The 21,192-nt window shown below is 72.9% G+C and carries 18 protein-coding genes; 11 read left to right on the forward strand and 7 right to left on the reverse strand.

Translation table 11 applies throughout. The annotated features are described in order from the left end of the window. Positions 1 to 210: 210 nt before the first annotated feature. Genes F1C76_21455 through F1C76_21480 form a run of 6 tightly spaced genes read right to left on the reverse strand, consistent with a single transcriptional unit; the run spans position 211 to position 9,069 of the window. Entirely contained in the window at positions 211 to 1,467 is a 1,257-nt protein-coding gene (locus tag F1C76_21455) for an alpha/beta fold hydrolase (GenBank protein QNG38758.1), read from the reverse strand. Next, the gene (locus tag F1C76_21460; GenBank protein ID QNG38759.1) at positions 1,026 to 2,390 is read right to left on the reverse strand and encodes a prolyl oligopeptidase family serine peptidase; all 1,365 of its coding nucleotides are present in this window, start codon (positions 2,388 to 2,390) and stop codon (positions 1,026 to 1,028) included. Before F1C76_21460 ends, F1C76_21455 begins: the two co-directional genes overlap by 442 nt. Then, positions 2,387 to 3,508: an alpha/beta hydrolase fold domain-containing protein gene (locus tag F1C76_21465; protein ID QNG38760.1), complete on the reverse strand. Its 1,122-nt coding sequence runs from the start codon at positions 3,506 to 3,508 to the stop codon at positions 2,387 to 2,389. The genes F1C76_21460 and F1C76_21465 overlap by 4 nt, the downstream gene beginning before the upstream one ends. Next, on the reverse strand, positions 3,505 to 6,411 hold the full coding sequence (locus tag F1C76_21470; protein QNG38761.1) for a dipeptide ABC transporter ATP-binding protein: 2,907 nt from the start codon (positions 6,409 to 6,411) through the stop codon (positions 3,505 to 3,507). Before F1C76_21470 ends, F1C76_21465 begins: the two co-directional genes overlap by 4 nt. Further along, the gene (locus F1C76_21475) at positions 6,408 to 7,346 is read right to left on the reverse strand and encodes an ABC transporter permease (GenBank protein QNG39461.1); all 939 of its coding nucleotides are present in this window, start codon (positions 7,344 to 7,346) and stop codon (positions 6,408 to 6,410) included. The genes F1C76_21470 and F1C76_21475 overlap by 4 nt, the downstream gene beginning before the upstream one ends. 19 nt (positions 7,347 to 7,365) lie before the next feature. Further along, positions 7,366 to 9,069 carry a hypothetical protein gene (locus F1C76_21480; protein QNG38762.1) on the reverse strand — a complete coding sequence of 568 codons (1,704 nt, stop codon included), beginning with the start codon at positions 9,067 to 9,069 and terminating at the stop codon, positions 7,366 to 7,368. A gap of 99 nt (positions 9,070 to 9,168) precedes the next feature. On the opposite strand from F1C76_21480, the gene F1C76_21485 reads away from it, so the two are divergent. The 6 genes from F1C76_21485 (at position 9,169) to F1C76_21510 (ending at position 14,793) form a co-directional block, all read left to right on the forward strand. Next, entirely contained in the window at positions 9,169 to 10,206 is a 1,038-nt protein-coding gene (locus F1C76_21485) for a LacI family transcriptional regulator (GenBank protein QNG38763.1), read from the forward strand. Between the two features lie 505 nt (positions 10,207 to 10,711). Continuing rightward, the gene (locus tag F1C76_21490; GenBank protein ID QNG39462.1) at positions 10,712 to 11,527 is read left to right on the forward strand and encodes an alpha/beta hydrolase; all 816 of its coding nucleotides are present in this window, start codon (positions 10,712 to 10,714) and stop codon (positions 11,525 to 11,527) included. Positions 11,528 to 11,592: 65 nt separating this feature from the next. Next, positions 11,593 to 12,825, forward strand: a complete 1,233-nt coding sequence (locus F1C76_21495; GenBank protein ID QNG38764.1) for a 3-hydroxyacyl-CoA dehydrogenase — start codon at positions 11,593 to 11,595, stop codon at positions 12,823 to 12,825. Beyond that, complete coding sequence (locus tag F1C76_21500) at positions 12,822 to 13,340, forward strand: nuclear transport factor 2 family protein (GenBank protein QNG38765.1); 519 nt, start codon at positions 12,822 to 12,824, stop codon at positions 13,338 to 13,340. Before F1C76_21495 ends, F1C76_21500 begins: the two co-directional genes overlap by 4 nt. Then, positions 13,337 to 14,101, forward strand: a complete 765-nt coding sequence (locus F1C76_21505; protein QNG38766.1) for an enoyl-CoA hydratase — start codon at positions 13,337 to 13,339, stop codon at positions 14,099 to 14,101. Before F1C76_21500 ends, F1C76_21505 begins: the two co-directional genes overlap by 4 nt. Then, positions 13,717 to 14,793: an alpha/beta fold hydrolase gene (locus tag F1C76_21510; protein QNG38767.1), complete on the forward strand. Its 1,077-nt coding sequence runs from the start codon at positions 13,717 to 13,719 to the stop codon at positions 14,791 to 14,793. Before F1C76_21505 ends, F1C76_21510 begins: the two co-directional genes overlap by 385 nt. A 33-nt stretch (positions 14,794 to 14,826) precedes the next feature. On the opposite strand, the gene F1C76_21515 is transcribed toward F1C76_21510, so the two are convergent. After that, entirely contained in the window at positions 14,827 to 15,786 is a 960-nt protein-coding gene (locus F1C76_21515) for a LysR family transcriptional regulator (GenBank protein QNG38768.1), read from the reverse strand. 123 nt (positions 15,787 to 15,909) lie between these two features. Between F1C76_21515 and F1C76_21520 the strand changes: the two genes are divergently transcribed. The 5 genes from F1C76_21520 to F1C76_21540 are packed head-to-tail and all read left to right on the forward strand — an operon-like array spanning position 15,910 to position 21,115. Next, positions 15,910 to 16,911: a C-terminal binding protein gene (locus F1C76_21520; GenBank protein ID QNG38769.1), complete on the forward strand. Its 1,002-nt coding sequence runs from the start codon at positions 15,910 to 15,912 to the stop codon at positions 16,909 to 16,911. Then, entirely contained in the window at positions 16,908 to 17,897 is a 990-nt protein-coding gene (locus F1C76_21525; protein QNG38770.1) for an aminoglycoside phosphotransferase family protein, read from the forward strand. Before F1C76_21520 ends, F1C76_21525 begins: the two co-directional genes overlap by 4 nt. Then, positions 17,894 to 19,186, forward strand: coding sequence for a phosphopyruvate hydratase (locus tag F1C76_21530; GenBank protein ID QNG38771.1), 1,293 nt, complete (start codon positions 17,894 to 17,896; stop codon positions 19,184 to 19,186). The genes F1C76_21525 and F1C76_21530 overlap by 4 nt, the downstream gene beginning before the upstream one ends. A 16-nt stretch (positions 19,187 to 19,202) precedes the next feature. Next, a complete protein-coding gene (locus tag F1C76_21535; GenBank protein QNG38772.1) occupies positions 19,203 to 20,177 on the forward strand; it encodes a fumarylacetoacetate hydrolase family protein in 975 nt (324 codons plus the stop codon). Then, entirely contained in the window at positions 20,174 to 21,115 is a 942-nt protein-coding gene (locus F1C76_21540) for an oxidoreductase (GenBank protein ID QNG38773.1), read from the forward strand. Before F1C76_21535 ends, F1C76_21540 begins: the two co-directional genes overlap by 4 nt. The last annotated feature ends 77 nt before the right edge of the window (positions 21,116 to 21,192 follow it).

Here is a 21,192-nt window from a genome sequence, read left to right on the forward strand (position 1 = left end):
GAGAACCCGCCGTCGTCGCCAGGTCCGCCCGGAACCCCGACACCCACGGCTGGTCGATCCAGGGGCGTGGTCGGTGCCGGCCCGAGCTCCTCATCACCACCTGGGCCGTGGCGGTAGCCCGCTTCCGGCCCGTCCGCGACGGCAGCGTCACCACGCCCACCCCGATCGAGGCCGACATCGTGCTCCCTCGGCTCGACGGGAGAGGTCGACTCAGTCGGAACTCGTTGACGCCGTCGTTGCCAAGATCGTGCGCACAACGGCCTCAGGGTCGTCGAAGACCGGCATGTGGGCAGTTCCCGGCAGGACGACCAGCTGTGATCCGCGGGCCAGCTCGTGGGTCGGTCGACCGAACTCCTCCAATGGCACCGCGCCGTCTTGGTCCCCCCAGGCGATGACGGTCGGCACGCTGCCGACGTCGAAGCGCTGCAGCTCGTGGCCGTCGAGAAGCCATGGGACGAGGTGACGACCGACGTCGGCGAACGCACCGTCGGCCATCAGGGTCTCGAACTCGGTGCGTGTCATCCGGTCACCGTGGACCACGCCGCCGGAGAGCATCTTGCCGCGAAGCCACGGCGATCGTGCGCCCAGAGCGATCAGCGCCGGCGACAGTCCAGGGATTCGCCCGAGCCGGGCCGCAGCCATGGTCCGCTCATGGAATGCGGTGAACGACGCCCGCGTACCGCCGGCGGGTCCACAGAAGTTCACCGCGGATCGCGCCCGCCCTCGTCGCACCAGCTCGAGGGCGATGATGCCGCCGAGGGAGTTGCCGGCAATGTGGGCCGTGTCCAGGCCCGCCTCGTCGAGGTACCGCTCCACGGAGTCGACGAACAGGTCGACTCCAGCCGGGCCGGCCAAGGGTGGTCCGCCTCGGTGGCCGGGGAGGGTCGGCGCGAGGACGTCGTGGTGCGGGGTCAGGAGGTCCAGCACCGGCCGCCACACCTGCCAGCTGGTCTCCGCCCCGTGGATGAGGACGAGCGGTTCTCCGGCGCCGGCCCGGTAGGAGGCGGCAGCCGCGACGACTCCGGTCACGATGCCGGTCCAGCGGTGAAGTGCACGTCGGCGGTGTGGACGGTGGTGACAGCACCGACCTGGTGTGCCTGCGTACGGTTCGCGGGGCCGAGGTCCACCTCGAACGTGATGCGGCCCGCCGGGTCGGGCTGCACCTGGGTGGTGACGCCCTCGACGGTGACCGACACCGTGGCGATGCCGGCGAAGTAGGAGGCAGTGGTCACGGTTGTCGCACCGCTTCCGGCCATGCTCAGCCCCCCGCGGCCGGCGCCGGTGAGGTCGAGGAACTCCAGCTCGCGGTCCGCGTCGGCCTCGATGGTCCAGCCCCACACGTCGATGACGGGGTCGATGGAGCGGTGGTCGAACTGCGTCGGTGCCGGGCCCGGGCGGGCGAAGACCGCGGCGATCTGCGGGAGGGCCTGGCGGATCTCGTGCTGGAACAGCGTGACCCCGTGGCATCCCCAGGGGAGGTCGACCCACCGGTGGGCGATGCCGCGGTCGAGCAGCAACTGGTGCAGGCTGACACTCGTGGGTCGGATGACCACGCCCTCCAGGACACACCCGGCGGAGGCCTCGGCCAGCGTTTCGCCGTGGGTCGGGTCGTAGAGGCCGTTGCCGGTGAACAGCTGGAGGTCGACACCGCGCAGGTTGCCGACGAGGTCGGCTGGGTTGCTCCCGCGCCAGCGGACCTCCTGGGTGAGCCGGTCGCCGAAGATCGACCCCGGGGGCTGGCCCTGCAGCGCGGGCATGGCGGTGATGGCGGCGACGGATGCGGGCAGGTTGCTGTCGACGCCGCCGGACAGGCTCGCGGCGGCCGCGAACAGGTCGGGGTGGCGGGCGGCATAGGCCATGACACCGAAGCCGCCCATGGACTCCCCCATCACGGCCCGGTGGGCTCGGTCGGCCTCGGTGCGGAACGTGGCATCGATGAGGGGCACGAGCTGGTCGATGACGAAGGTCTCGTAGTCGTGCGGACCGGTGGCCTGGCTGAACCAGTCGCTCCAGAAGCCCACGTCGCCGCGGGGGGACACCACGATCGAGCCGAACCCGGTGGTCAGGGCCTCGCCGTCGTAGGAGTCGCGGAACGTCGTCTCGTCGTGGTCGGCCCCGTGCAGGTAGTAGGTGACCGGCCAACGGCGCTGCGGGTCGGCGTCGTAGCCGACGGGCAGGGTCACCTCGACCGGGGCGGGTGCGGTGAAGGCATCGGTCGCGATGGTGAGCCGAAGGGTCCGCGGGGTCAGCTGGGTGCGTTCCAGGACGCGCACCGGCGACGATGCGGTCGTCGGGTCCGCCTCCGCCCGGGCGGTGCCCGCGGGGCCCGAGACGGCGAGGCCGGAGGCCAGCAAGAGGGCTGCGGCCAGGGCGCCGATCCCCGCTCTCATGCCTGGCTCCGGCGCGGTGCGGTGGCGGCGAGGATCCGGCGGCCGTGGCTGATGACGTCGTTGACCCAGGCTTCGGAGACCGCGGGGGTGGCGACGCCGTGGGTCATCTCGTAGGTCAGCAGCGTGCACTCGATCCCGCCGGCGGCCAGGGTCTCGGCGTGCAGCACCCCGTCATCGCGCAGTGAGTCCCGAGTGCCGATGACGACGATCGTCGGCGGTAGTCCGGTGACGTCGGTGGCCAGCGCGGGAGACACCTCGGGGTCCTCGACCGGGGTGCCGGGGGCCAGGTACAGGTCACGCAGGAGGTCACCGGCCAGGGCGTCCGGGTCGGCCTGGATCGAGGCTGACGTGAGGCGGAGGTCCAGGACCGGGACCTGGAGGACCGCCAGGCACAGAGCACGGTCGGTGGCCCGGAGCCGATGGGCCAAGGCCGCGGCCAGGTTGCCGCCGGAGGAGATGCCGTACACCCCGAGCCGGTGGGGGTCCACGCCGAGCCGGGCGGCGTTCGCCGTCATCCAGTCGATCGCGGCCTCGGCGTCGTCCAAGCCGGTCGGGAACCGGTGCTCGGGGGCCAGTCGGTAGTCGAAGTTGACCACGACCACGTCGAGCTCGGCCGCCAGGCGGCGGCACAGAATGTCACCGATGGAGAAGGCGGTGGCACCGCCGCCCATCCACCAGCCGCCCCCGTGCAGCAGCAGCAACCCGGGGCGGTCGGTGTCCCCCGCTGGTCGGTAGACCTTGGCGGCCTGCACGCCCTCGCCTTCGACCGGGACGACCACCGAGGTGACCTCGACGTCGGCCGCAGCCGGGTCGGTGCTGGGGGCCACCGGTGGCACCAGTGCGGAGAAGCTGACCGCCATGGCGTCGTGGTGGGCGCGGTGGGCGGCGACTTCGGCCGCCCACTGCTCACTCGACTGGCCCGGTCCCGGGGCGACCGGCGGCCACGCGACGGTGGGATCCAGGGCCCGGGACGCCCGGGCCAGGACCGCAGCCAGCTCCGGCGGCAGGGCCGGGGTGCTGATCGGGTCGACAGCCGGGTCGTCGTTGACGGCCGAGCAGAGCTGACTGGTCACTGCGGGTCCTCCTGGGGAGTCGAGGTGGTCGGGTTGGCTGGTCATCGGTCGGCGGCGGGGATGGTGGCGCCGACGCGCAGGGCCTGGCGCAGTTCGCGTCGTCGGGCCTGGACGGCCGGGTCCGGGGTGGGGGCGCTGGCCATGAGCGTGCGCGTGTAGGGGTCGGTCGAATGGCCGTACACCTGCTCGGCCGGGCCGACCTCGCGCAGTTCCCCGTGTCGGAGGACAGCGATGTCGTCGGCCATGTGTCGGACCACCTCGAGGTCGTGGCTGACGAACAGGTAGCTCAGGCCGAGGTCGGTCTGCAGCTGTTGCAGCAGGTTGAGCACCTGTGCCTGGACGGACAGGTCCAGGGCGCTGACCGCTTCATCGCAGACGATGAGCCGGGGCTGTACGGCGAGCGCGCGGGCGATCGCGATGCGCTGGCGTTGTCCGCCGGAGAACTGGGCGGGGTAGCGGTCGGCTGCCTCGGGTGGCAGTCCCACCTGGGTGAGCAGTTCGGCGGTGCGGGTGCGGGTGGCCGCCGGGGACAGGCCCAGGTTGAGCCGCAGCGGCTCCTCCAGGGTCTGCCGGACGGTGCGGACCGGGTTCAGGCTGTTGAAGGGGTCTTGGAAGACGACCTGCACCTGCCGGGTGAGGGCCCGGCGGTCCCGCGTGTTCAGCCGGGTGATGTCCCGCCCGTCGAAGCGGATGGTGCCGGCGGTGACGGGCACCAGCCCGAGGACGGCGGCCCCGATGGTGGACTTGCCGGCCCCGGACTCCCCTACCAGGCCCAGCGTCCGGCCGGCGTCCAGCTGGAGGGAGACGTCCTGGACTGCCACGTGCGCCGAGCGGCCGGTCCCGTATCGGACCGTGAGTCCCTCGATCTCCAGCAGGGACGCCGTGTCACGAGCCCGGCCGTCCTGCCCGGGACGCGTGTGCCCGGCCGGCACGGCGACGGACTGTCTGGCTGCCAGCTCGGGGATCCGCAGACAGCGGGCGCTGCGGGTCGGGCCGAGCTCCACCAGCGGCACCGCAGCCTCGGCGCACTCGGACGTGGCGAGGGCGCACCGCTCCTGGAAGTGGCAGCCCGCCGGCCAGTCGGCCGGGGCGGGCACCGACCCGGCGATCGCCGGCAGCTGCGAGCCTGCCGGGACGCGGGCGGGGTTGGACTGCAGCAGGGCCGCCGAGTAGGGCATCCGCGGGGCGGCCAACAGGTCGGCGACGGGGGCGGCTTCCACGACCTCGCCGGCGTACATCACCACTGCCCGATCGCAGATGTCTGCCAGCACACCGAAGTCGTGGGTCACCAGCACCACGGCCAGCTCCCGGGAGCGGCGCAGGGAGTCCAGCAGGTCGAGGATCTCGGCCTGGACGGTGACGTCCAGGGCCGTCGTGGGCTCGTCGGCGATGAGCAGCTCCGGGTCCCCGGCCAGGGCGGCGGCGATCCCGATCCGTTGGGCCATGCCGCCGGAGAGCTCGTGCGGGTGCTTGCGGGCCACAGCTGCGGGGTCGGGCAGCTTGACCGACTCCAACAGCTCGAGGACCCGCGTGCGGGCCTGTCGCCGCGATGCCCCGGTGTGCCGGCGGACGACCTCGGTGAGCTGCTGGCCCACGGTGAAGGCGGGGTCCAGGCTGGCGATGGGTTCCTGGGAGATGAAGGCCATCCCCCGCCCTCTCAGGTCCCTGCGGCGCCGGGCCGACATCCCCACCAGCTCCTCGCCGGCGAAGGTGATCGTCCCCGCTGAGACCGACAGGCCCTCCCGCAGCAGGCCGAGCACGGCCATGCTGGTCACCGACTTGCCGCAGCCGGACTCCCCGACGAGGCCGACGATCTCACCGGCCCGGACGTCGAAGGACACGTCCTGCACGACCCGCACCGGACCCAGCGGGCCGGGCGTGGCGACCGAGAGGCCGCGCACGCTGAGCAACGCCGCCGGGTCCGGGGGGATCAGGGGGGTCGCCCAGGCGTCCGTCGGCTGCGTCACCCCGGACGGGTGTGGGCGGTCGGCACCGCGACCGGACCGTCGGGCGGCGGTGAGGTCGCGTGCAGCGTCACCGAGCAGGCCCAGGGCCAGCACCGTGAGGATGATGACTGCGCCGGTGGGCACGAGCAGCCAGGGCTGGGTGTTGATGGCCTGGGAGGCGTTGGCGACCAGGTTGCCCCAGGACGGGGCCGGTGGCGGGGTGCCGAACCCGAGGAAGCCCAGGGCGGTCTCCACCAGGATGGCGCTGCCGGCGAACAGCGACGTCTGCACGGTGATGGGTCCGGCGAGCCGCGGGAGTACGTGCCTGCGGAGGATCTGGGCCTCGGTCAGACCCGAGGTGCGCGCGGCGCGTACGTACAGCTCCTGCTTGATGGCCATGGTGCTGCTGCGCAGCACCCGGATCAGGCCGCCGCTGGCCAGCACCCCCAGCGTGGTCATGGCGATGACCACGCTGTTGCCGAACACGGCCAGCATGACCAGTAGCAGGATGATCCCGGGGATGGCGAAGAGCAGCTCCGAGGCCAGGACGACGATCCGGTCCACGACACCACCGAAGTAGCCGGCCAGGACCCCGGCGGGGATGGCGACAACGAGGAAGACGGCGACTGCGAGCAGCACACCAGCCAGCGTGGGTCGCCCTCCGACCAGCAGTCGGGCGAGCAGGTCGCGCCCCAGCCCGTCGGTGCCCAACCAGTGCTGGCCGGTGGGGCCCGACAGCACGCTGGTGAGGTCCTGGTCCATCGGGCCGTAGGGCAGCAGCGCCGGCCCGGCGGTCACGGCCACCACCACGAGGCCCAGCCAGCTCAAGGCCACCGCGGCCACGGGCTGGTCGCGGAGTCCGCCGGACACCCGTGCCCGCCGGGTGCCGGTGCCTGCCGGCGTCAGCGGGGCCGCCGTGGCGGGCAGCAGCTCCCCGGGAGGCGGCCCCGGGGTGGCTCTGGCCGGTGCGGGGGTGGTGGTGGGGGTGCGGGGCTGGCTCATGCGGCGACCTTCGGGTTGATCCAGGCGTTGACCAGGTCGACGAGCAGGTTCACTGCCACGACCACGACGGCGAAGAGCACGGTGACGCCCTGGATCACCGGGAGGTCGTGGCGCAGGGTGCTGGTCACCGCAAGCCCTCCGAGTCCGGGCAAGCTGAACACCGATTCGACGAGCACGGTGCCCCCGAGCAGGCCGATCAGCAGCACGCCGAGCACCGTGACCACGGGGACGCCGGCGTTGCGCAGAGCGTGCTTGATCTGCACGGTCCACTCCGAGGCGCCGTGGGAGCGCAGCACCAGCACGTAGTCCTTGCCGAGCTCCTCCCGCATGGCGTCCCGGGTCTGCTTGGCCACGATGGCGGTGCCCGCCAGGGCCAGGGTGACGATCGGCAGCACGATGGACAGCGCCCAGGCGACCGGGTCGACGGCCGGGGAGGTGTAGCCCACCACCGGGACCAGTCTCAGTCCCACTGCGAAGACCGCCGAGAGCACCAGACCCAGCCAGAACGGCGGGATGGCCGACCCGACGAGGGAGGCGACGTCGACCACCCGGGCCAGCACTCCGCTGCTGCGGGAGCTGATCACGCCGAGGGCGACCCCGAGCAGGCCGGCAACCAGCACCCCTCCGGTGATGAGGGTGAGGGTGACCCCCAGCCGCTGGGCGATGAGTCCGGTGACCGGTTCACCGGAGAACAGCGAGGCGCCCAGGTCTCCGTGCAGCGCGTCGGACAGCCATGCGCCGTACCGGGTCAACAGCGGCGCGTCCAGGCCCATCTGCAGGCGGAGGGCCTCGTACTGCTCCTGGGTGGCCGACTGACCCAGGATGGTCCGGGCAGGGTCTCCGGGGGTGAGGGAGACCAGGACGAAGGTCAGGGCGGAGACCAGGAGGACCAGCAGGGTCGACCGGACCAGCCACCGCCCCAGCAGCCTGGGCACGAACGTCGTCATCACTGGCTCAGCACTGGGTGCTGAACAGGTTGACCGGGTCCAGCAGGCGGTTCTGCTCGTTGACGGCCAGTCCACCGGTGGTGGCCGAGCCGTAGTAGTAGACCGGGGTGAAGGTCACCGGGGCGAACCAGGCAAGCTCCTGGACCCGCGCCACGATCTGCTGGTTCAGCGCTGCACGGTCAGCCTCCTCAGCCGCTGCTGCCTGGGTGTAGAGCGTCGCGAGCTCGGCGTCCTCGGTCCGGAACGGGTTGAACGGCCCGGTCGGGGCGATGGCGAGGGTGGCGCTGATGTGCACCGGCGGGGAACCCAGTCCTACGGCGGCCGCGGGGTAGGCGGCTGAGAAGAGGTCCGTCACGTAAGAGTTGGGCTCTTCCTGCACCAGGTTCAGCTCGATGCCGACCTGCTCCAGCTGCCCGGCCAGTGCCTGCCCAGCGGTACCGATGTTCGCGAAGTCGGTGGACAGCACGTCCAGGGTGAAGCCATCGGGGTAGCCGGCCTCGGTGAGCAGCTCGCGTGCCCGGTCGGGGTCGTAGGCGTAGAAGTCCGCGGTGTCCTCGTTGTAGTCCTCGCTACCGGGCAGCGCGATCTCCGAGGTGGGGACGCCGTCGCCGGCGTAGAGCGCCTCGGTCACGGTCTCCCGGTCGATCGCGAAGTTGATCGCCTGGCGCACCCGCTGGTCGGCCAGCGGGGCCGACAACGACCCGGCACGGTCGAACAGGCCCAGGCCCTGCCACACGGTGGGCTGCGCGGCGACCTGCAGGCCGGCCCCGCGTGCGGCGGAGGCGGTGGTGAAGTCACCGATGGCAGCGTCGAGCTCGCCGGTCTGCAGGGCGCTGAGCAGGCTGTTGGGGTTGGCGACGACTCGGATCGTCATCTCTCGGTAGTGGACAGCCGAGGGGTCGTAGTAGTCGGGGTTTGCGGTGTAGACGTAGGTGTCACCCGCGACGGTGCGTGAGGTGTCCAGGACGTACTGCCCGGCTCCGGCAGTCGAGGTGCCCAGCGCTGCCGGGTCCTGCAGCGCGATCGGGCTGATCACCATGCCGATGACCCAGTCCTGGGAGAGCAACTCCTCCAGGATCGGGTTGGGTGCGGCCAGGTTCATGGTGAGCTGCAGTGGGCTCTCGACGGTGAACGTCGTGCCGGCCAACAGCGCCGAGGAGGACCCACCCGCCTGCTGGAGGTAGGTGAAGTGCTCCACCACACCCTCAGCGGTCAGCTCACCCCCGTCGGGGAACGTGACCCCTTCGCGCAGTTGGATCTGGAACTGGGTGTTCCCCTCCCCCACGTAGCCCCACTCGACGGCCAGGCCAGGCACGTACTCACCCTGCGGGTCGCGGCGGATCAGCGGCTCGTAGGCAGGCTGGATGTACAGCGAGGCGCTCTGGTCGATCGTGCCCGGGTCCAGCGTGGAGGGACCCGCACCGTTGCCGAAGGTCAGGGAGTCTGCGACCCCGCACGGCGTGGCCGAGGCGTTCGGCGTCCCCTGCTCCTGACCGCCACCGGCCCCACCACTGCATCCGGCGACCAGTGCCGCCACGGCGGTGGCGGCGACGGCCGTGGCCGTCGTTCGCCCACGGTTCTTCAGCGAGCTGGTACGGCGGTTCGTCATCGCGGGACTCCGGTTCTCCGGTGGGTGCGCACCCCGACGTCGTCGGCGGTCAGCGCTGGTGTCGACGGGAACGTACGGTGGCGCGCACCACATGTAAAGCATTTCGGTAAAAGCACTTCTACCACGCAGAAAGAAGGCAGGATGGACTAGCCCCCGGAGCGAGGGCCGACGGATCGACGCGAGGACGAAGGTGAGCTGGGCATGGGACGCAGCAACGTCACGATCTACGACGTGGCCAGCACGGCCGGCGTCAGCATCTCGACGGTCTCCAACGCCCTCAACCGACCCGACCGGGTCCGCGAGGACACCCGACGGCGCGTGCTCGAGGCCGCCGAGTCCCTGGGGTTCACCCCCAAGTCCGAGGCGGTCAACCAGGCCCGACGCGGGGTCGGCCGCATCGGGGTCATCGCCCCCTTCGTCGCCTACCAGTCCTACATGCGGCGCCTGTCCGGCGTGCTCGAGGTCATGAACAAGGCCAACCTGGAGGTCTGCCTCTACGACGAGGAGTCAGCGGCCTCCCGCACGTCCCTGCTGCTGTCCCGCCTCCCGCTGGGCAGCCGACTCGACGGACTCATCGTCATGGGCATCCCTCTCGACGACGAGGCAGCTGAACGCCTGCTGGCTGCGTCGTTCCCCACAGTCCTCGTCGACTCCGAGGACCCGGGCTTCAGCTGCATCAACAGCGACAACGCCCTCAGCGGTCGGCTGCTCGCCCGACACCTCCTCGCCGCCGGACACACCCAGATCGGCTATGTGAACGAGGAACACCAGTTCGCAGCGCGGCCCCAGCAGGGGGTCCAACGGTTTCAGGCCTTCGCAGCCGAACTCGCCACAGCTGGCCACCCGCTCCCCCCACACCGCGTCGTAGAGACCCGGCACTCCCCCGACGACGCACGTGTGGCCGCCACCCGTCTCCTCACCGATCGAGACGTGACAGCCGTGGCCGCCCACGACGACGTCCTCGCCGTCGGCGTCCTGCACGCAGCAGCCGCGCACGGTCTTCGCGTCCCAGCAGATCTCGCGGTCACCGGTTGCGACGATGGTGACGTCGCAGCCGCTGTGGGCCTCACGACGGTCGCGCAGCCCTTCGAGGACTCCGGCCGACTGGCCGCCACGACGCTCCTGGAGCTCATGCACGGCGACCACCCCATCCGCAAGACCGTCCTCGGGCAGGAACTGGTGGTCCGATCCTCGACGGACGACACGAAGCAGACGACCGGGCCACCAGAGGCGAGCTGACCCGCCACCCGCCGGGCCGCGCACCTCGTTCCCAGTCCGCACCAGGAACGTCCGTACCCGTCTGTGCACTGCCAGGACCACGGGCCTCGATGCTCCGCTGGAGGTCTCGGACTGGCTCACGAGCCGTGGTCCGTCGATCCGTCCACGTGGGTTCGTGGTCACCACTGCCGATGACTGAGACGTTTCCTGGGCGCCCTCACAGAAGGTCGACTGGAACTGACCGTGTTCATCGACATCGCCGCCTACCCCGTCGCGCTCTCGGGAACGGAAGCCCCAGCGCCGACGGACTCCTGCCACGCGGTGCGACTTCGGCGCGTCGAGTCGGGGGTGGAAGCCGTGCGCATGTCGGTGCTGTGACCGACGGCATCAACGTCATCCTGACGGGAACCTCAGGGGCTGCGGGTGAGGTGAGCAAGATGAGCCGGTGACCAGCGCAGCCGGCCGTCTCCTGCCCCTCCTGCTGCGGGTGCTGCGCTTCAAGCGCACGTTCGCCACTCGGGAGGGAATGCTCGACCGACTCCGGGAGGTGGCAGTCCGGCCCCAACGATTCGGGCCGCCTGCCCGCCTCCCCGGTGACGTCCGCGTCTCCGTGAGCAGAGTCGACGGCTGGCCCGTCTACGTCGTCGAGCCCCGGGCAACCGCGTCGGGGCAGCACGTCGTGTACGTCCACGGTGGATCCTGGGCCTTCGAGATCAGCCCGTTCCACTGGCGGCTGATCGCCGTCGTCGTGCGGGACAGCGGTGCCACGGTGACAGTGCCGATCTACCCGCTGACCCCGACCGGGACCGCGGCCACGGTGGTGCCGGTGGTCGCCGACCTGGTGTCGGACCTGGTCGACCAGCACGGTGCCGACCACGTCACCGTCATGGGTGACTCGGCCGGGGGGCAGGTCGCGCTGTCCACGGCGTTGCTGCTGCGTGACCGCGGCGTGCCGCCGCTGCGGCGCACGGTCCTCATCTCCCCTGCGCTGGACCTGTCGCTGTCCAACCCCGAGATCGACCGGGTGGAACCCACCGACCCCTGGCTGGCCAGACCGGGCATCCGGGTGTCCATCGACCTGTGGCGCGACAGCCTCGACCTGGACGACCCCCGGGTCAGCCCGCTGGCCGGCGACCCCGCCGGACTGGGACCGATCACGGTCTTCGGGGGCTCCCGGGACATCACCCACCCCGACATCCGCCTGCTCGTCGATCGGGCCCGAGCCGCCGGGGTCGACGTGGACGACCAGGACGGCCCCGGCATGGTGCACGTCTGGCCGCTGCTGCCCATCCCCGAAGGGCGCACCGCCCGAGCCCACATCGTCGACCTGCTGCGCGGCTGAGCCCTCCAGGGGTCGGGGAGGGCGACACCGATCGATGCCGGGCCACCGAGCGATCGGCCCGGCGAATGCCTGCACATGGGCAAGAGTCATTTCCCCCGGGCCAGCACGATCCGCAGACTCCTCGACGGCAGCGGCGCCGGTCGACGGGATGCGGCGCGCGGATCCCCCGGGAGGGCCCAGTGGCTGTGTCCCCACCTCCGTCGCGGCAGGCGTCGGACGTCCTGTCCGGTCTGCTGCGCGACGCGGCACTCCTGGTCGACCGCGGGACGGCATCGGCTGCGGACGTCGACACCGCGATGCGACTGGGCGCGGGCCACCCGGCCGGCCCGTTCGAGGTCATGGCCGCTCTCGGTCCGGGAGACCTCGACCGGCTGGGTCTCCGGGTGCCCGCCGAGCCCGCGCCGACCGGCGCGGCACCGGTGGCGGGGCTGACGTGGGACGGCCCGGTGGGCGTCGTCGGCACCGGGCACATGGCCGGCGGCATCGTCGAGGCCGTCGCGCGCAGCGGTCGGCCGGTGCGCGTGCTCGCCCGCAGCGACGAGTCGGGTGGACGACTCCGCAGCACGCTCACGGCGAGCCTCGACCGCGCGGTGTCCCGCGGGAGGCTCGACGGAGCAGGCAGGACCGACGTGCTCGACCGCGTCTCCGTCGCGACCGACACGGCGTCGCTCGACGGGACCGACGTCGTGGTCGAGGCGGTCGCCGAGTCCCTCGACGTCAAGGCCGAGGTCATCTCCCGCCTCGACGCGGCCCTGGCCCCGTCGCTGCCGCTGGCGACCAACACGTCGTCCTTCCGCGTCGGCGACCTGACTCCCGCGGCGCCCTCCGGGCGACCGGTGATCGCACTGCACTTCTTCAACCCGGCCCAGGTCATGAAGCTCGTCGAGGTCGTCGTGCCGGCAGAGCTCGACGGATCTGCCGAGCTGCGGGCCACGGCCACCGCCTGGGCCCGTGCCCTCGGCAAGACCCCGATCGGCTGCGCGGACGCCAGGGGGTTCGTGGTGAACCGGTTGCTCATCCCCTTCCTCAACGACGCGGTCCGGCTGCACGAGACCGGCATCCCGGTCGAGGAGGTCGACGAGGTGCTGACCAGCGGCGCAGGGCACCCGATGGGGCCGCTGGCGCTCATCGACCTGATCGGCGTGGACGTCACCGTCGCGGCGCTGGAGTCGATGGCCGTGGTCGACGACGACCCCCGGATCCCTCCCGCCCGGACCCTCCGCGACCTGCTCGCCACCGGCCGGCTCGGCCGCAAGACCGGCGCCGGCTTCCACACCTACGGAGAGAGGCACGCATGACCCCCCTGCCCGACCCACGAACCGCGACCGACCCGACCGTCGCCTGGACCGCGCTGGTCAGCCGCTACTACGAGGGCTGCAGCGCCGGCGACGTCGACCTCATGATCACGACCCTGCACCCCGACGTCGTCCACTGGTTCCTCGCGCCCAACACCGGGTCCGCAGCCGTCACCGGGGCCGAGCACCTGGCCCGGTACTGGCGGAAGGTGACCGGCATCCTGCAGGCGCGCTGGGTGGTCGACAGCATCTGCGCGACGCCGGAGCAGGCCGTCATCGAGTGGAGCATGTGGTGGCTGCCGCAGGGTGCCACCGAGCGGGTGGCCACCCGGGGGGCCGAGTGGTTCACCTGCGCCGACGGGCTGATCCACGAGATCCGCAGCTACTACCAGATGCACCCGGCGACCACCGAGCTCGACGGGTTCCCCTACGCCGCGCGGGGCTACTCCGTCCCGGGCAGCGAGCACAGCACCATCCACCCCGGTGCCGACTCCTACGGCCCGGGGGTGGCCGCGTGAGCGCCGTCCAGGTGACCCGGCACGGCGCGGTCGCCACCGTCACGCTGGACCGACCGGACAGGCTGAATGCCCTCGACAGGTCGACCCGCTGGGAGCTGATCGGGGCCCTGCGCGAGGTCGCTGCCGACGACGCCGTCCGGGCGGTCGTCCTGACCGGCACCGGGCGCGCGTTCTGCGTCGGCCAGGACCTCGCGGCGGTGGAGGAGCTCGAGCACGCCGACGAGACCGTGGCCGGTTCCTACAACCCGATCGCCCAGACCATCACGGCCATGCCCAAGCCGGTGGTCGCCGCCGTGAACGGAGCCGCCGTCGGTGCGGGCTTGGGCCTCGTCCTGGCCTGCGACCTCCGCCTGGCGGCCGAGGAGGCGTCCTTCTCGTGCGCGTTCGGCAAGGTGGGCCTGGTGCCGGACACCGGCGTGTCCTGGCACCTCGTCCGCGAACTCGGGTACGCCCGCGCGTTCGCCCTCGCCACGTTGGGGCGCACGTTCTCCGCCGAGCAGGCCAAGGAGTACGGGCTGGTGAACCGCGTGCTCCCCGCCGACCAGCTCGCCGCCACCGCCCGCGAGCTGGCGGAGCTGCTGGCGGCAGGTCCGGCCCGCGCGTTCGCGCTGACCAAGCAGCAGTTCCGCGCGGTCGGCGACGTGACGTTCGAAGGCATGCTCGCGATGGAGGCACGCCACCAGGGCGAGGCTGCCGCCCACCCCGACCACGCGGAGGGGCGGACGGCGTTCGCCGAGAAGCGCCCGCCGGCCTGGGGGTGACGAGCCCCCCGGGTGCGCTGCTCGTCCACGGCCTCTGGCACGGCGCCTGGTGCTGGGACGACGTGCGCGCTGCGCTGGCCGACCGCGGCGTCGACAGCGCGGCGGTGGAACTGCCGCTCGGGGACCTCGACGGCGACGTCCGCGCCACCCGGGACGCACTGGAGGCCTTCGGCAGACCGGCGGTCCTGGTCGGGCACTCCTACGGCGGCGCCGTGGTCACCGCCGCCGGGGTGCACCCGCTGGTGCGCGAGCTCGTCTACCTCGCAGCCCACCAGCTGGACGTCGGTGAGTCGGTGAGCCGGCCGGGGACGATCGGCGAGCTGCCCGACACCCGGCTGGGCGAGGCGCTGCGCGTCGTCGGCGACGAGGTGGAGCTCGACGCCGACCTGGGGGTTCAGCTGCTGTACGGGGACGCCCTCCCCGAGGTCGCCGCCTCGTGCGCAGCGCGGTTGCGGCCGGCGGGGCGCCTGGTCTTCCGCGGTGCACCCGAGCAGGTCGCCTGGCGCACCGTGCCGTCGACCTACGTGGTCTGCGCGGGCGACCAGGTCGTGCACCCCGACCGGCAACGGGCGATGGCCCGGCGCGCCACCCGCACCCTGGAGTGGTCCTGTGGGCACAGCCCGGCCGCGACCCGCCCGGCGGCGGTGGCCCAGCTGATCGCGGACCGGGTCCGGGCGATCACGACGGGCTGACCGGGCCAGTCACAGGCATGCCCCGGCGCCGGTTCACGCAGGAGGGGCCGCTGCCCCCCGGGCCTGGTCCTCCGCACCCGGAAACACCTCTGCCGCCACGATGAGCAACTGCTCTCGCAGCCACACGTGGCCCGGGTCACGGTCTCGGCGGGCGTGCCAGAACGCCGACTGCTCCAGCGGCTGCAACTCCATCTCCGGTTCCAGCAGCCGGATGTCTGCTGCCCCGGCCACCCGCAGCGCCAGCCGCTCAGGCAGCACGGCCACCAGCTCGGTGCCGGCCAGCATGAACGGCAGCGGCACGAAGCCGCCCGCCGTGGCGCCGACCCGACGTGTGCAGCCGGCAGCGTCCAGCTCCTCCTCGACGATGGACCGCCGGCCCTCGATCACGTACTCCAGGTAGGGCGAGCCGGCCAGCAGGTCCGCGGTGAGTCGATCACCCGCGTGCGGGTGCTGGCTCCACACCGCGCCGACGAAGCGGTCGGTGATGAGCGGTATCCGCGAGCAGTCAGGCAGGGAGCGCTCCGCGACGATGCGGTCGGGCAGGATCGCCAGGTCGATCTCGTCCCGCTGCAGCGCGTCGAGGTAGCGCGCACCGACCGGGGCGGCATCCAGCCGCAGGCCCGTGGCGAGGCCGCTGAGGCGTGCGAGCAGCGGCCGCAGCAGCGTGACCCCGATGTAGTCGCTCCCGACGACAGAGAACCGACGGGTGTCCGCCGTCGGGTCGAACGTCGGCGGGCGGACGATCGACTGCTCGATGGTCGCCAGCACCTCGCGGACCGGCACGATCAACGACTCGGCCCGCGGCGTCAGCTCCAGGTGCCGCCCCTTCTTGACGAGCAGCTCGTCGCCCAGGACCCGGCGCAACCGGGCCAGCGCGGTGCTGGCCGCCGGCTGCGACATGTACAGGCTCTCGGCCGCCCGGGTCACGTTCTGCTCCCGCAGCAACGCATCGAGGACGACCAGGAGGTTCAGGTCGACCTGGCCCAGCTTCACGGGTTCCTCCTGGCGGGTTCGTCGTGACGGCCATCACGATCGTGGATCGCAGCCAACCATGCTGTGCATTTCCGGACGTCCGGCCACCTCCCTAGCGTCGTGGGCACTCGACGAGGAGGTGCGATGGACGACGTCCGCACGACGGTGCTGGTCACCGAGGTTGCCTGGCCCACGACGGATGCCGAGCGCGCCGTGCTCGCGGCGGCCGGTGCCGACCTGGTGCTCGCACCCAGCGACGATCCCGCCGAGCTGGTGCGGCTCGCCGCCGACGCCGACGCGATCCTCACCTGCTTCGCGACGGTCTCGGCCCAGGTGCTGGACGCCGCCCCGCGGTGTCGCACGGTCGCCAGGTACGGCGTGGGCGTGGACAACATCGACGTCGCGCACGCGACCGCGCTTGGCATGGTCGTCAGCAACGTCCCGGTGTACTGCGTCGACGAGGTCGCGGACTCCGCACTGCTGGGCATCCTGGCCCTGGCCCGGCGCCTGCTTCCCCTCACCCGGGACGTCGCGGCGGGGCGCTGGGGCAGCGATGTCCCGGGGTCCGGGACACGGCTGCGCGGGAAGGTGCTGGGTCTGGTCGGTCTGGGCACGATCGGCTCGGCCCTCGCCGAGCGCGCCCGGGTCCTCGGCCTCGACGTCATCGCCTACGACCTCTCCGGTCGTCCCGCCCCCGGCGTGCGCGTCGTGGACACCCTCGACGCGCTGCTCGCCGAGGCCGACGCGGTCTCCCTCCACGTGCCGCTCACCGCCGGGACCCACCACCTCATCGGCCCCGCGCAGCTGGCGGCGATGAAGCCCACCTCCTGGCTGGTCAACACCGCCCGCGGCGGCCTGGTCGACACCGAAGCGCTGCTGGCCGCCCTGGACGCCGGCGAGATCGCCGGCGCGGCCCTCGACGTCACCGACCCCGAACCGCTGCCGGCCGACCACCCCCTCCGCACCCGCGACGACGTCGTGCTCACCCCGCACACGGCGTTCTCCTCCGACGGGTCCCTGGTGGAGCTGGCGACCAGGGCCGCCACGAACGTCGTGGACGTGCTGCAGGGCCGGGTCCCGGCGACCGTGGTCAACCGCGACGTGCTCACCAGCCCCGCCCTGCGAGCTCCGCTGGAACCCCGATGACCACCGCGGCGCCCGACACCGACGCCCTGGCCGCCCACCTGGTGGCGCGCGGGCTGACCCCCTCCGCGGCCGGCGTGCAGGTGTCGCCGCTGGCGGGCGGGGTGTCCAACGACGTCGTGGCCGTGCGCGCACCAGGGCTGGACGCGGTGGTCAAGAGGGCCCTGGGCAGGCTGCGGGTGGCCGAGGAGTGGCTGGCAGACCCGGCCCGCATCGACACCGAGGGTCGCGCGCTGGCCCTGGCCGGCAGACTCGCACCGGGTTCGGCGCCGGAGGTCTACGACCTCGACGACGGCTACCTGGTCATCGAGCGCGCACCCGACAGCTGGGGCACCTGGAAGGACCAGCTCCTGGCCGGGGAGGTCGACGTCGCCGTCGCCGCACGGCTGGGCCACCTGCTCGGCACCTGGCAGCGCGCAACCGTGTCCGACACCCAGGTGCACCGCGACTTCGCCGACGTCCTGGCGTTCGGCCAGCTGCGGGTCGACCCCTTCCACCGGACCGTCGCCGCGCGCCACCCGGACCTGGCCGGGGTGATCGACCGGACCGTGGACGTCATGGCCGCGGCCCGCACGTGCCTGGTGCACGGCGACTACACACCGAAGAACGTCCTGGTCGAACCAGGCGGGACCGGCCTGTGGGTGATCGACTGGGAGGTCGCCCACATCGGCGACCCGACGTTCGACCCGGCGTGGACCCTCGGCCACCTGCTGCTCAAGACCGTCCACCGGCCGGCTGCGGCCGAGGGCTACGCCGCGGCCGGGCGCGCGTTCCTGGCCGCGCTCACCGACGAGCTCGACGGCGACCTGGCGCTGGACGGGGAGCAGCTGGTCCGCCAGACCGGGTGCCTCCTGCTGGCCCGCGTCGACGGCAAGAGCCCGGCCGACTACCTCGACGACGAGGCCCGGCACCGCACCCGCGAGCTGGCCCGCCGACTGCTCACCCACCCCCCCACCACGGTCACCGACGCCTGGGAGCTGCTCGCATGAGCGACACGACCATCACCGGACTGCTCGCCTGGGAGGCCCTGGACTCCCGGGGCAAGCCCACCGTGGGGTGCGAGGTGACGCTCGACGGGGGCGCCACCGGACGCGCCACGGTCCCCTCGGGCGCCTCGACCGGGCGGCACGAGGCCCGGGAGCTGCGCGACGGGGAGGCCCGCTACGGCGGCGCCGGCGTCCGGCGGGCCGTGGCGGGGGTGACCGGGGAGATCGCCGACGCCGTGCGAGGTCTCGACGCGACCGACCAGGCCGGCGTGGACCGGGTGATGCGCGAGGTCGACGGGACCGCCGACCTCGGCCGGCTCGGCGCCAACGCCGTGCTCGCGGTGTCGATCGCCACCGCCCTCGCCGCAGCGAGCGCGCGGCGCCTCCCCCTGCACGCGGCGGTGGCCGACGACGGCGCTGCTCCCCTGCTGCCGCTGCCGATGGTCAACATCATCTCGGGTGGCGCGCACTCGGGTCGCTCCATCGACGTGCAGGACTTCCTCGCCGTGCCGGTGGGGGCGACCTCCTTCGCCGACGCGATCGAGTGGGCAGCCCGGGTGCGGGCCGGCGCCGCGGACGAGCTCGTCTCCCGTGGCCTGCCCGTCGCCCTCGTCGCCGACGAGGGCGGTCTCGGCCCCCTGCTGCCGACGAACCGGTCGGCCCTGGACGTGCTGGTCGCCGGCATCGAGCGCGCCGGCCTGCGCCCCGGGGAGGACGTCGGCATCGCGATCGACGTCGCCGCCACCCAGTTCCTCCGGGCCGACGGTCGCTACGTCCTGGCCGCCGAGGACCGCCACCTGTCCTCCGCGGAGCTCGTGGCGGAGCTCGCGGACTGGTGCTCCGCGTACCCCGTGGTGTCCCTGGAGGACGCCCTCGGCGAGGACGACTGGGCAGGGTGGCGACTGGGCACCCAGCGCTTGACCGGCCGGCAGCTCCTGGGCGACGACCTCTTCGTCACCAACCCCGAGCGGCTGCAGCGCGGCATCGACGAGGGCGTGGCCAACGCCGTCCTCGTCAAGCCGAACCAGATCGGCACGCTGGACACCGCCCGCTCGGTCGTCCGTCGGGCCCACGCCGCCGGGTACGCGACGGTGCTGTCCGCCCGGTCGGGCGAGACCGAGGACGACTGGCTGGCCGACCTCGCCGTCGGCTGGCGGACCGGCCAGATCAAGGTCGGCTCCACGACCCGCTCCGAGCGCACCGCCAAGTGGAACCGGCTCCTGCGGCTGGAGGCCGAGCTCGGCGACCACGCCGAGTACGCCGGGCGCGCCGCGCTCACCCACAGCTCCTGACCTGGAAGAGGACGACATGACGCGATCAGTCGACGGGCACGCCCTGGGCCGTTTCGACGACGGCTCCGGCCCCTTCACCGGGCTGGTGGTCGGCGACCGGGTGCTCCGGCTGCTGGACGACGGCCTCGTGCGGGGCCCCGCCACCTACCAGGCCCTGCTCGGCGAGTGGTCCGCCGTCGCACCGCGGTTGCGCGAGCTCGCCGCGGAGCTGACCGCCGCCGACGGCCTGGCCCTCGCCGACCTCGCGGTGCTGGCGCCGGTGGAGCCGAGGCAGGTGTTCCAGGCCGGGGCCAACTACCGCTCGCACGTCGCCCAGATCATCGTGTCCAGCGCGGGACCGGACGACCCGCGGTCGGCCGACGAGCTGCGCCGGCACGCCGACGAGGTGATGGACGAGACCGCGCGCAGCGGCAGCCCCTTCGTCTTCGTCACCTTGCCCAGCGCCATCTGCGGACCGGACGACGACGTGCTGCTGCCGCCGGGGTCCGCGCAGGTCGACTGGGAGGCCGAGCTGGCGGTCGTCATCGGCACCCGGACGCACAAGGTGCCCCGGGAACGCGCGATGGAGCACGTGGCCGGCTACACGGTCTGCAACGACGTGAGCGCCCGCGACCTGCAGTTCCCGCCCCAGCACAAGGCCCTGGGCGGGGACTGGCTGCGGGCCAAGAGCCGGCCGACGTTCCTGCCGACCGGACCCTTCCTCGTCCCGGCCGACCAGGTGGCCGACCACCGGCAGCTGCGCATCACCTTCGACCTCAACGGCGAGCGCAAGCAGGACGACGTCCCGGCGAACATGCTCTTCGACGTCCCCGGGCTGATCGCCTCGGTGTCCGCGGCCGCCGTCCTCCTCCCCGGGGACCTCCTGCTCACCGGGAGCCCGGCCGGCAACGGCGGGCACTGGAAGCGGTGGTTGCGACCCGACGACGTGATGGAGACGGCCATCGAGGGGCTGGGCGCGCAGCACAACCGGTGCGTGGCCGAAGAGGGATGACCCCCGCTCCGGCCGACCGGGGCCGGACGGTGACCGTGTCGGCGGTGCGACCGGTCGCCGACCGGCTGGTGGAGGTGCTCCTGGTCGCCGGGGACGGCACCCCGCTGCCACGCTGGACGCCCGGCGCGCACGTCGACCTGGTGCTGCCCACCGGTCTCACCCGGCCGTACTCGCTGGCCGGCGATCCCGGCGACGGCCGGTCGTGGCGCCTGCTCGTGGCCCGGTCCGCCGACCAGGACGGGGCGGGCGCCTACGTCCACGACGTGTTGCGTCCGGGGCACGTGCTCCGGGTGCGCGGCCCCCGCCAGCTGTTCGCGGTGGGCGGGGCGCCTCGCTACCTGTTCGCGTCCGCGGGGGCGGGGATCGCGCCGCTGCTCCCCATGGCCCGGCTGGTCCGCAGTGCGCGCGTCTACCCCTGGTCGCTGGTGCACGTGGACCGGTCGGGCCCGGGTACCCCGCTGGGCCAGGAGGTGGCCGACCTGGGTCCGGCGGCCCGCACGGTTGCCGACCGCGCGTCGCTGCTGGAGGTGGTCGCCGCCGCCCAGCCCGGTACCTCCGTGTACGCCTGCGGCAGCAGCCGTCTCGTCCAGGCGGTGGCCGAGGCCGCGGCACCCGGGGTGCAGGTGCACGTGCAGCGCTTCGACGCCCCCACCCGGACCACCGGCGCAGACCGGGCCTACGAGGTCGTCCTGGCCCGCCGGGGTGAACGGATGCAGGTGGCCGCCGGCACGAACCTGCTCACCACCCTGCACGCGGCGGGTGCCGAGGTCGCGGTCTCCTGCGGCGTCGGGATCTGCGGCGCCTGCGTCGTCGGCATCGTCGAGGGCGCGGTGGAGCACCGCGACTCGGTGCTGACCGGCCAGGAGCGCGCTGCCGGGCGCCTGATCGTGACCTGCGTGTCGACGGCCGCAGAGGCCCGACTCGTCCTCGACCTGTGACCCGGGTCATGCGCCCGGTGGATCCGAGGGATAGCAAGCACGCATTTCCGCACCCCTCCGCGCGCTCCTAGCGTCGA

The organism is Geodermatophilaceae bacterium NBWT11 (assembly GCA_014218215.1).
Lineage (GTDB): Bacteria > Actinomycetota > Actinomycetes > Mycobacteriales > Geodermatophilaceae > Klenkia.

What these genes read in the sequence shown, in the direction of transcription:
- F1C76_21470 (QNG38761.1), bottom strand. Translation starts at nt 6,411, where the DNA reads ATGAGCCAGCCCCGCACCCCCACCACCACCCCCGCACCGGCCAGAGCC.
- F1C76_21525 (QNG38770.1), top strand. Translation starts at nt 16,908, where the DNA reads ATGACCACCGCGGCGCCCGACACCGACGCCCTGGCCGCCCACCTGGTG.
- F1C76_21480 (QNG38762.1), bottom strand. Translation starts at nt 9,069, where the DNA reads ATGCTTTACATGTGGTGCGCGCCACCGTACGTTCCCGTCGACACCAGC.
- F1C76_21455 (QNG38758.1), bottom strand. Translation starts at nt 1,467, where the DNA reads ATGCCACGGGGTCACGCTGTTCCAGCACGAGATCCGCCAGGCCCTCCC.
- F1C76_21530 (QNG38771.1), top strand. Translation starts at nt 17,894, where the DNA reads ATGAGCGACACGACCATCACCGGACTGCTCGCCTGGGAGGCCCTGGAC.
- F1C76_21460 (QNG38759.1), bottom strand. Translation starts at nt 2,390, where the DNA reads ATGAGAGCGGGGATCGGCGCCCTGGCCGCAGCCCTCTTGCTGGCCTCC.
- F1C76_21485 (QNG38763.1), top strand. Translation starts at nt 9,169, where the DNA reads ATGGGACGCAGCAACGTCACGATCTACGACGTGGCCAGCACGGCCGGC.
- F1C76_21465 (QNG38760.1), bottom strand. Translation starts at nt 3,508, where the DNA reads ATGACCAGCCAACCCGACCACCTCGACTCCCCAGGAGGACCCGCAGTG.
- F1C76_21495 (QNG38764.1), top strand. Translation starts at nt 11,593, where the DNA reads ATGCCTGCACATGGGCAAGAGTCATTTCCCCCGGGCCAGCACGATCCG.
- F1C76_21540 (QNG38773.1), top strand. Translation starts at nt 20,174, where the DNA reads ATGACCCCCGCTCCGGCCGACCGGGGCCGGACGGTGACCGTGTCGGCG.
- F1C76_21490 (QNG39462.1), top strand. Translation starts at nt 10,712, where the DNA reads ATGCTCGACCGACTCCGGGAGGTGGCAGTCCGGCCCCAACGATTCGGG.
- F1C76_21520 (QNG38769.1), top strand. Translation starts at nt 15,910, where the DNA reads ATGGACGACGTCCGCACGACGGTGCTGGTCACCGAGGTTGCCTGGCCC.
- F1C76_21500 (QNG38765.1), top strand. Translation starts at nt 12,822, where the DNA reads ATGACCCCCCTGCCCGACCCACGAACCGCGACCGACCCGACCGTCGCC.
- F1C76_21535 (QNG38772.1), top strand. Translation starts at nt 19,203, where the DNA reads ATGACGCGATCAGTCGACGGGCACGCCCTGGGCCGTTTCGACGACGGC.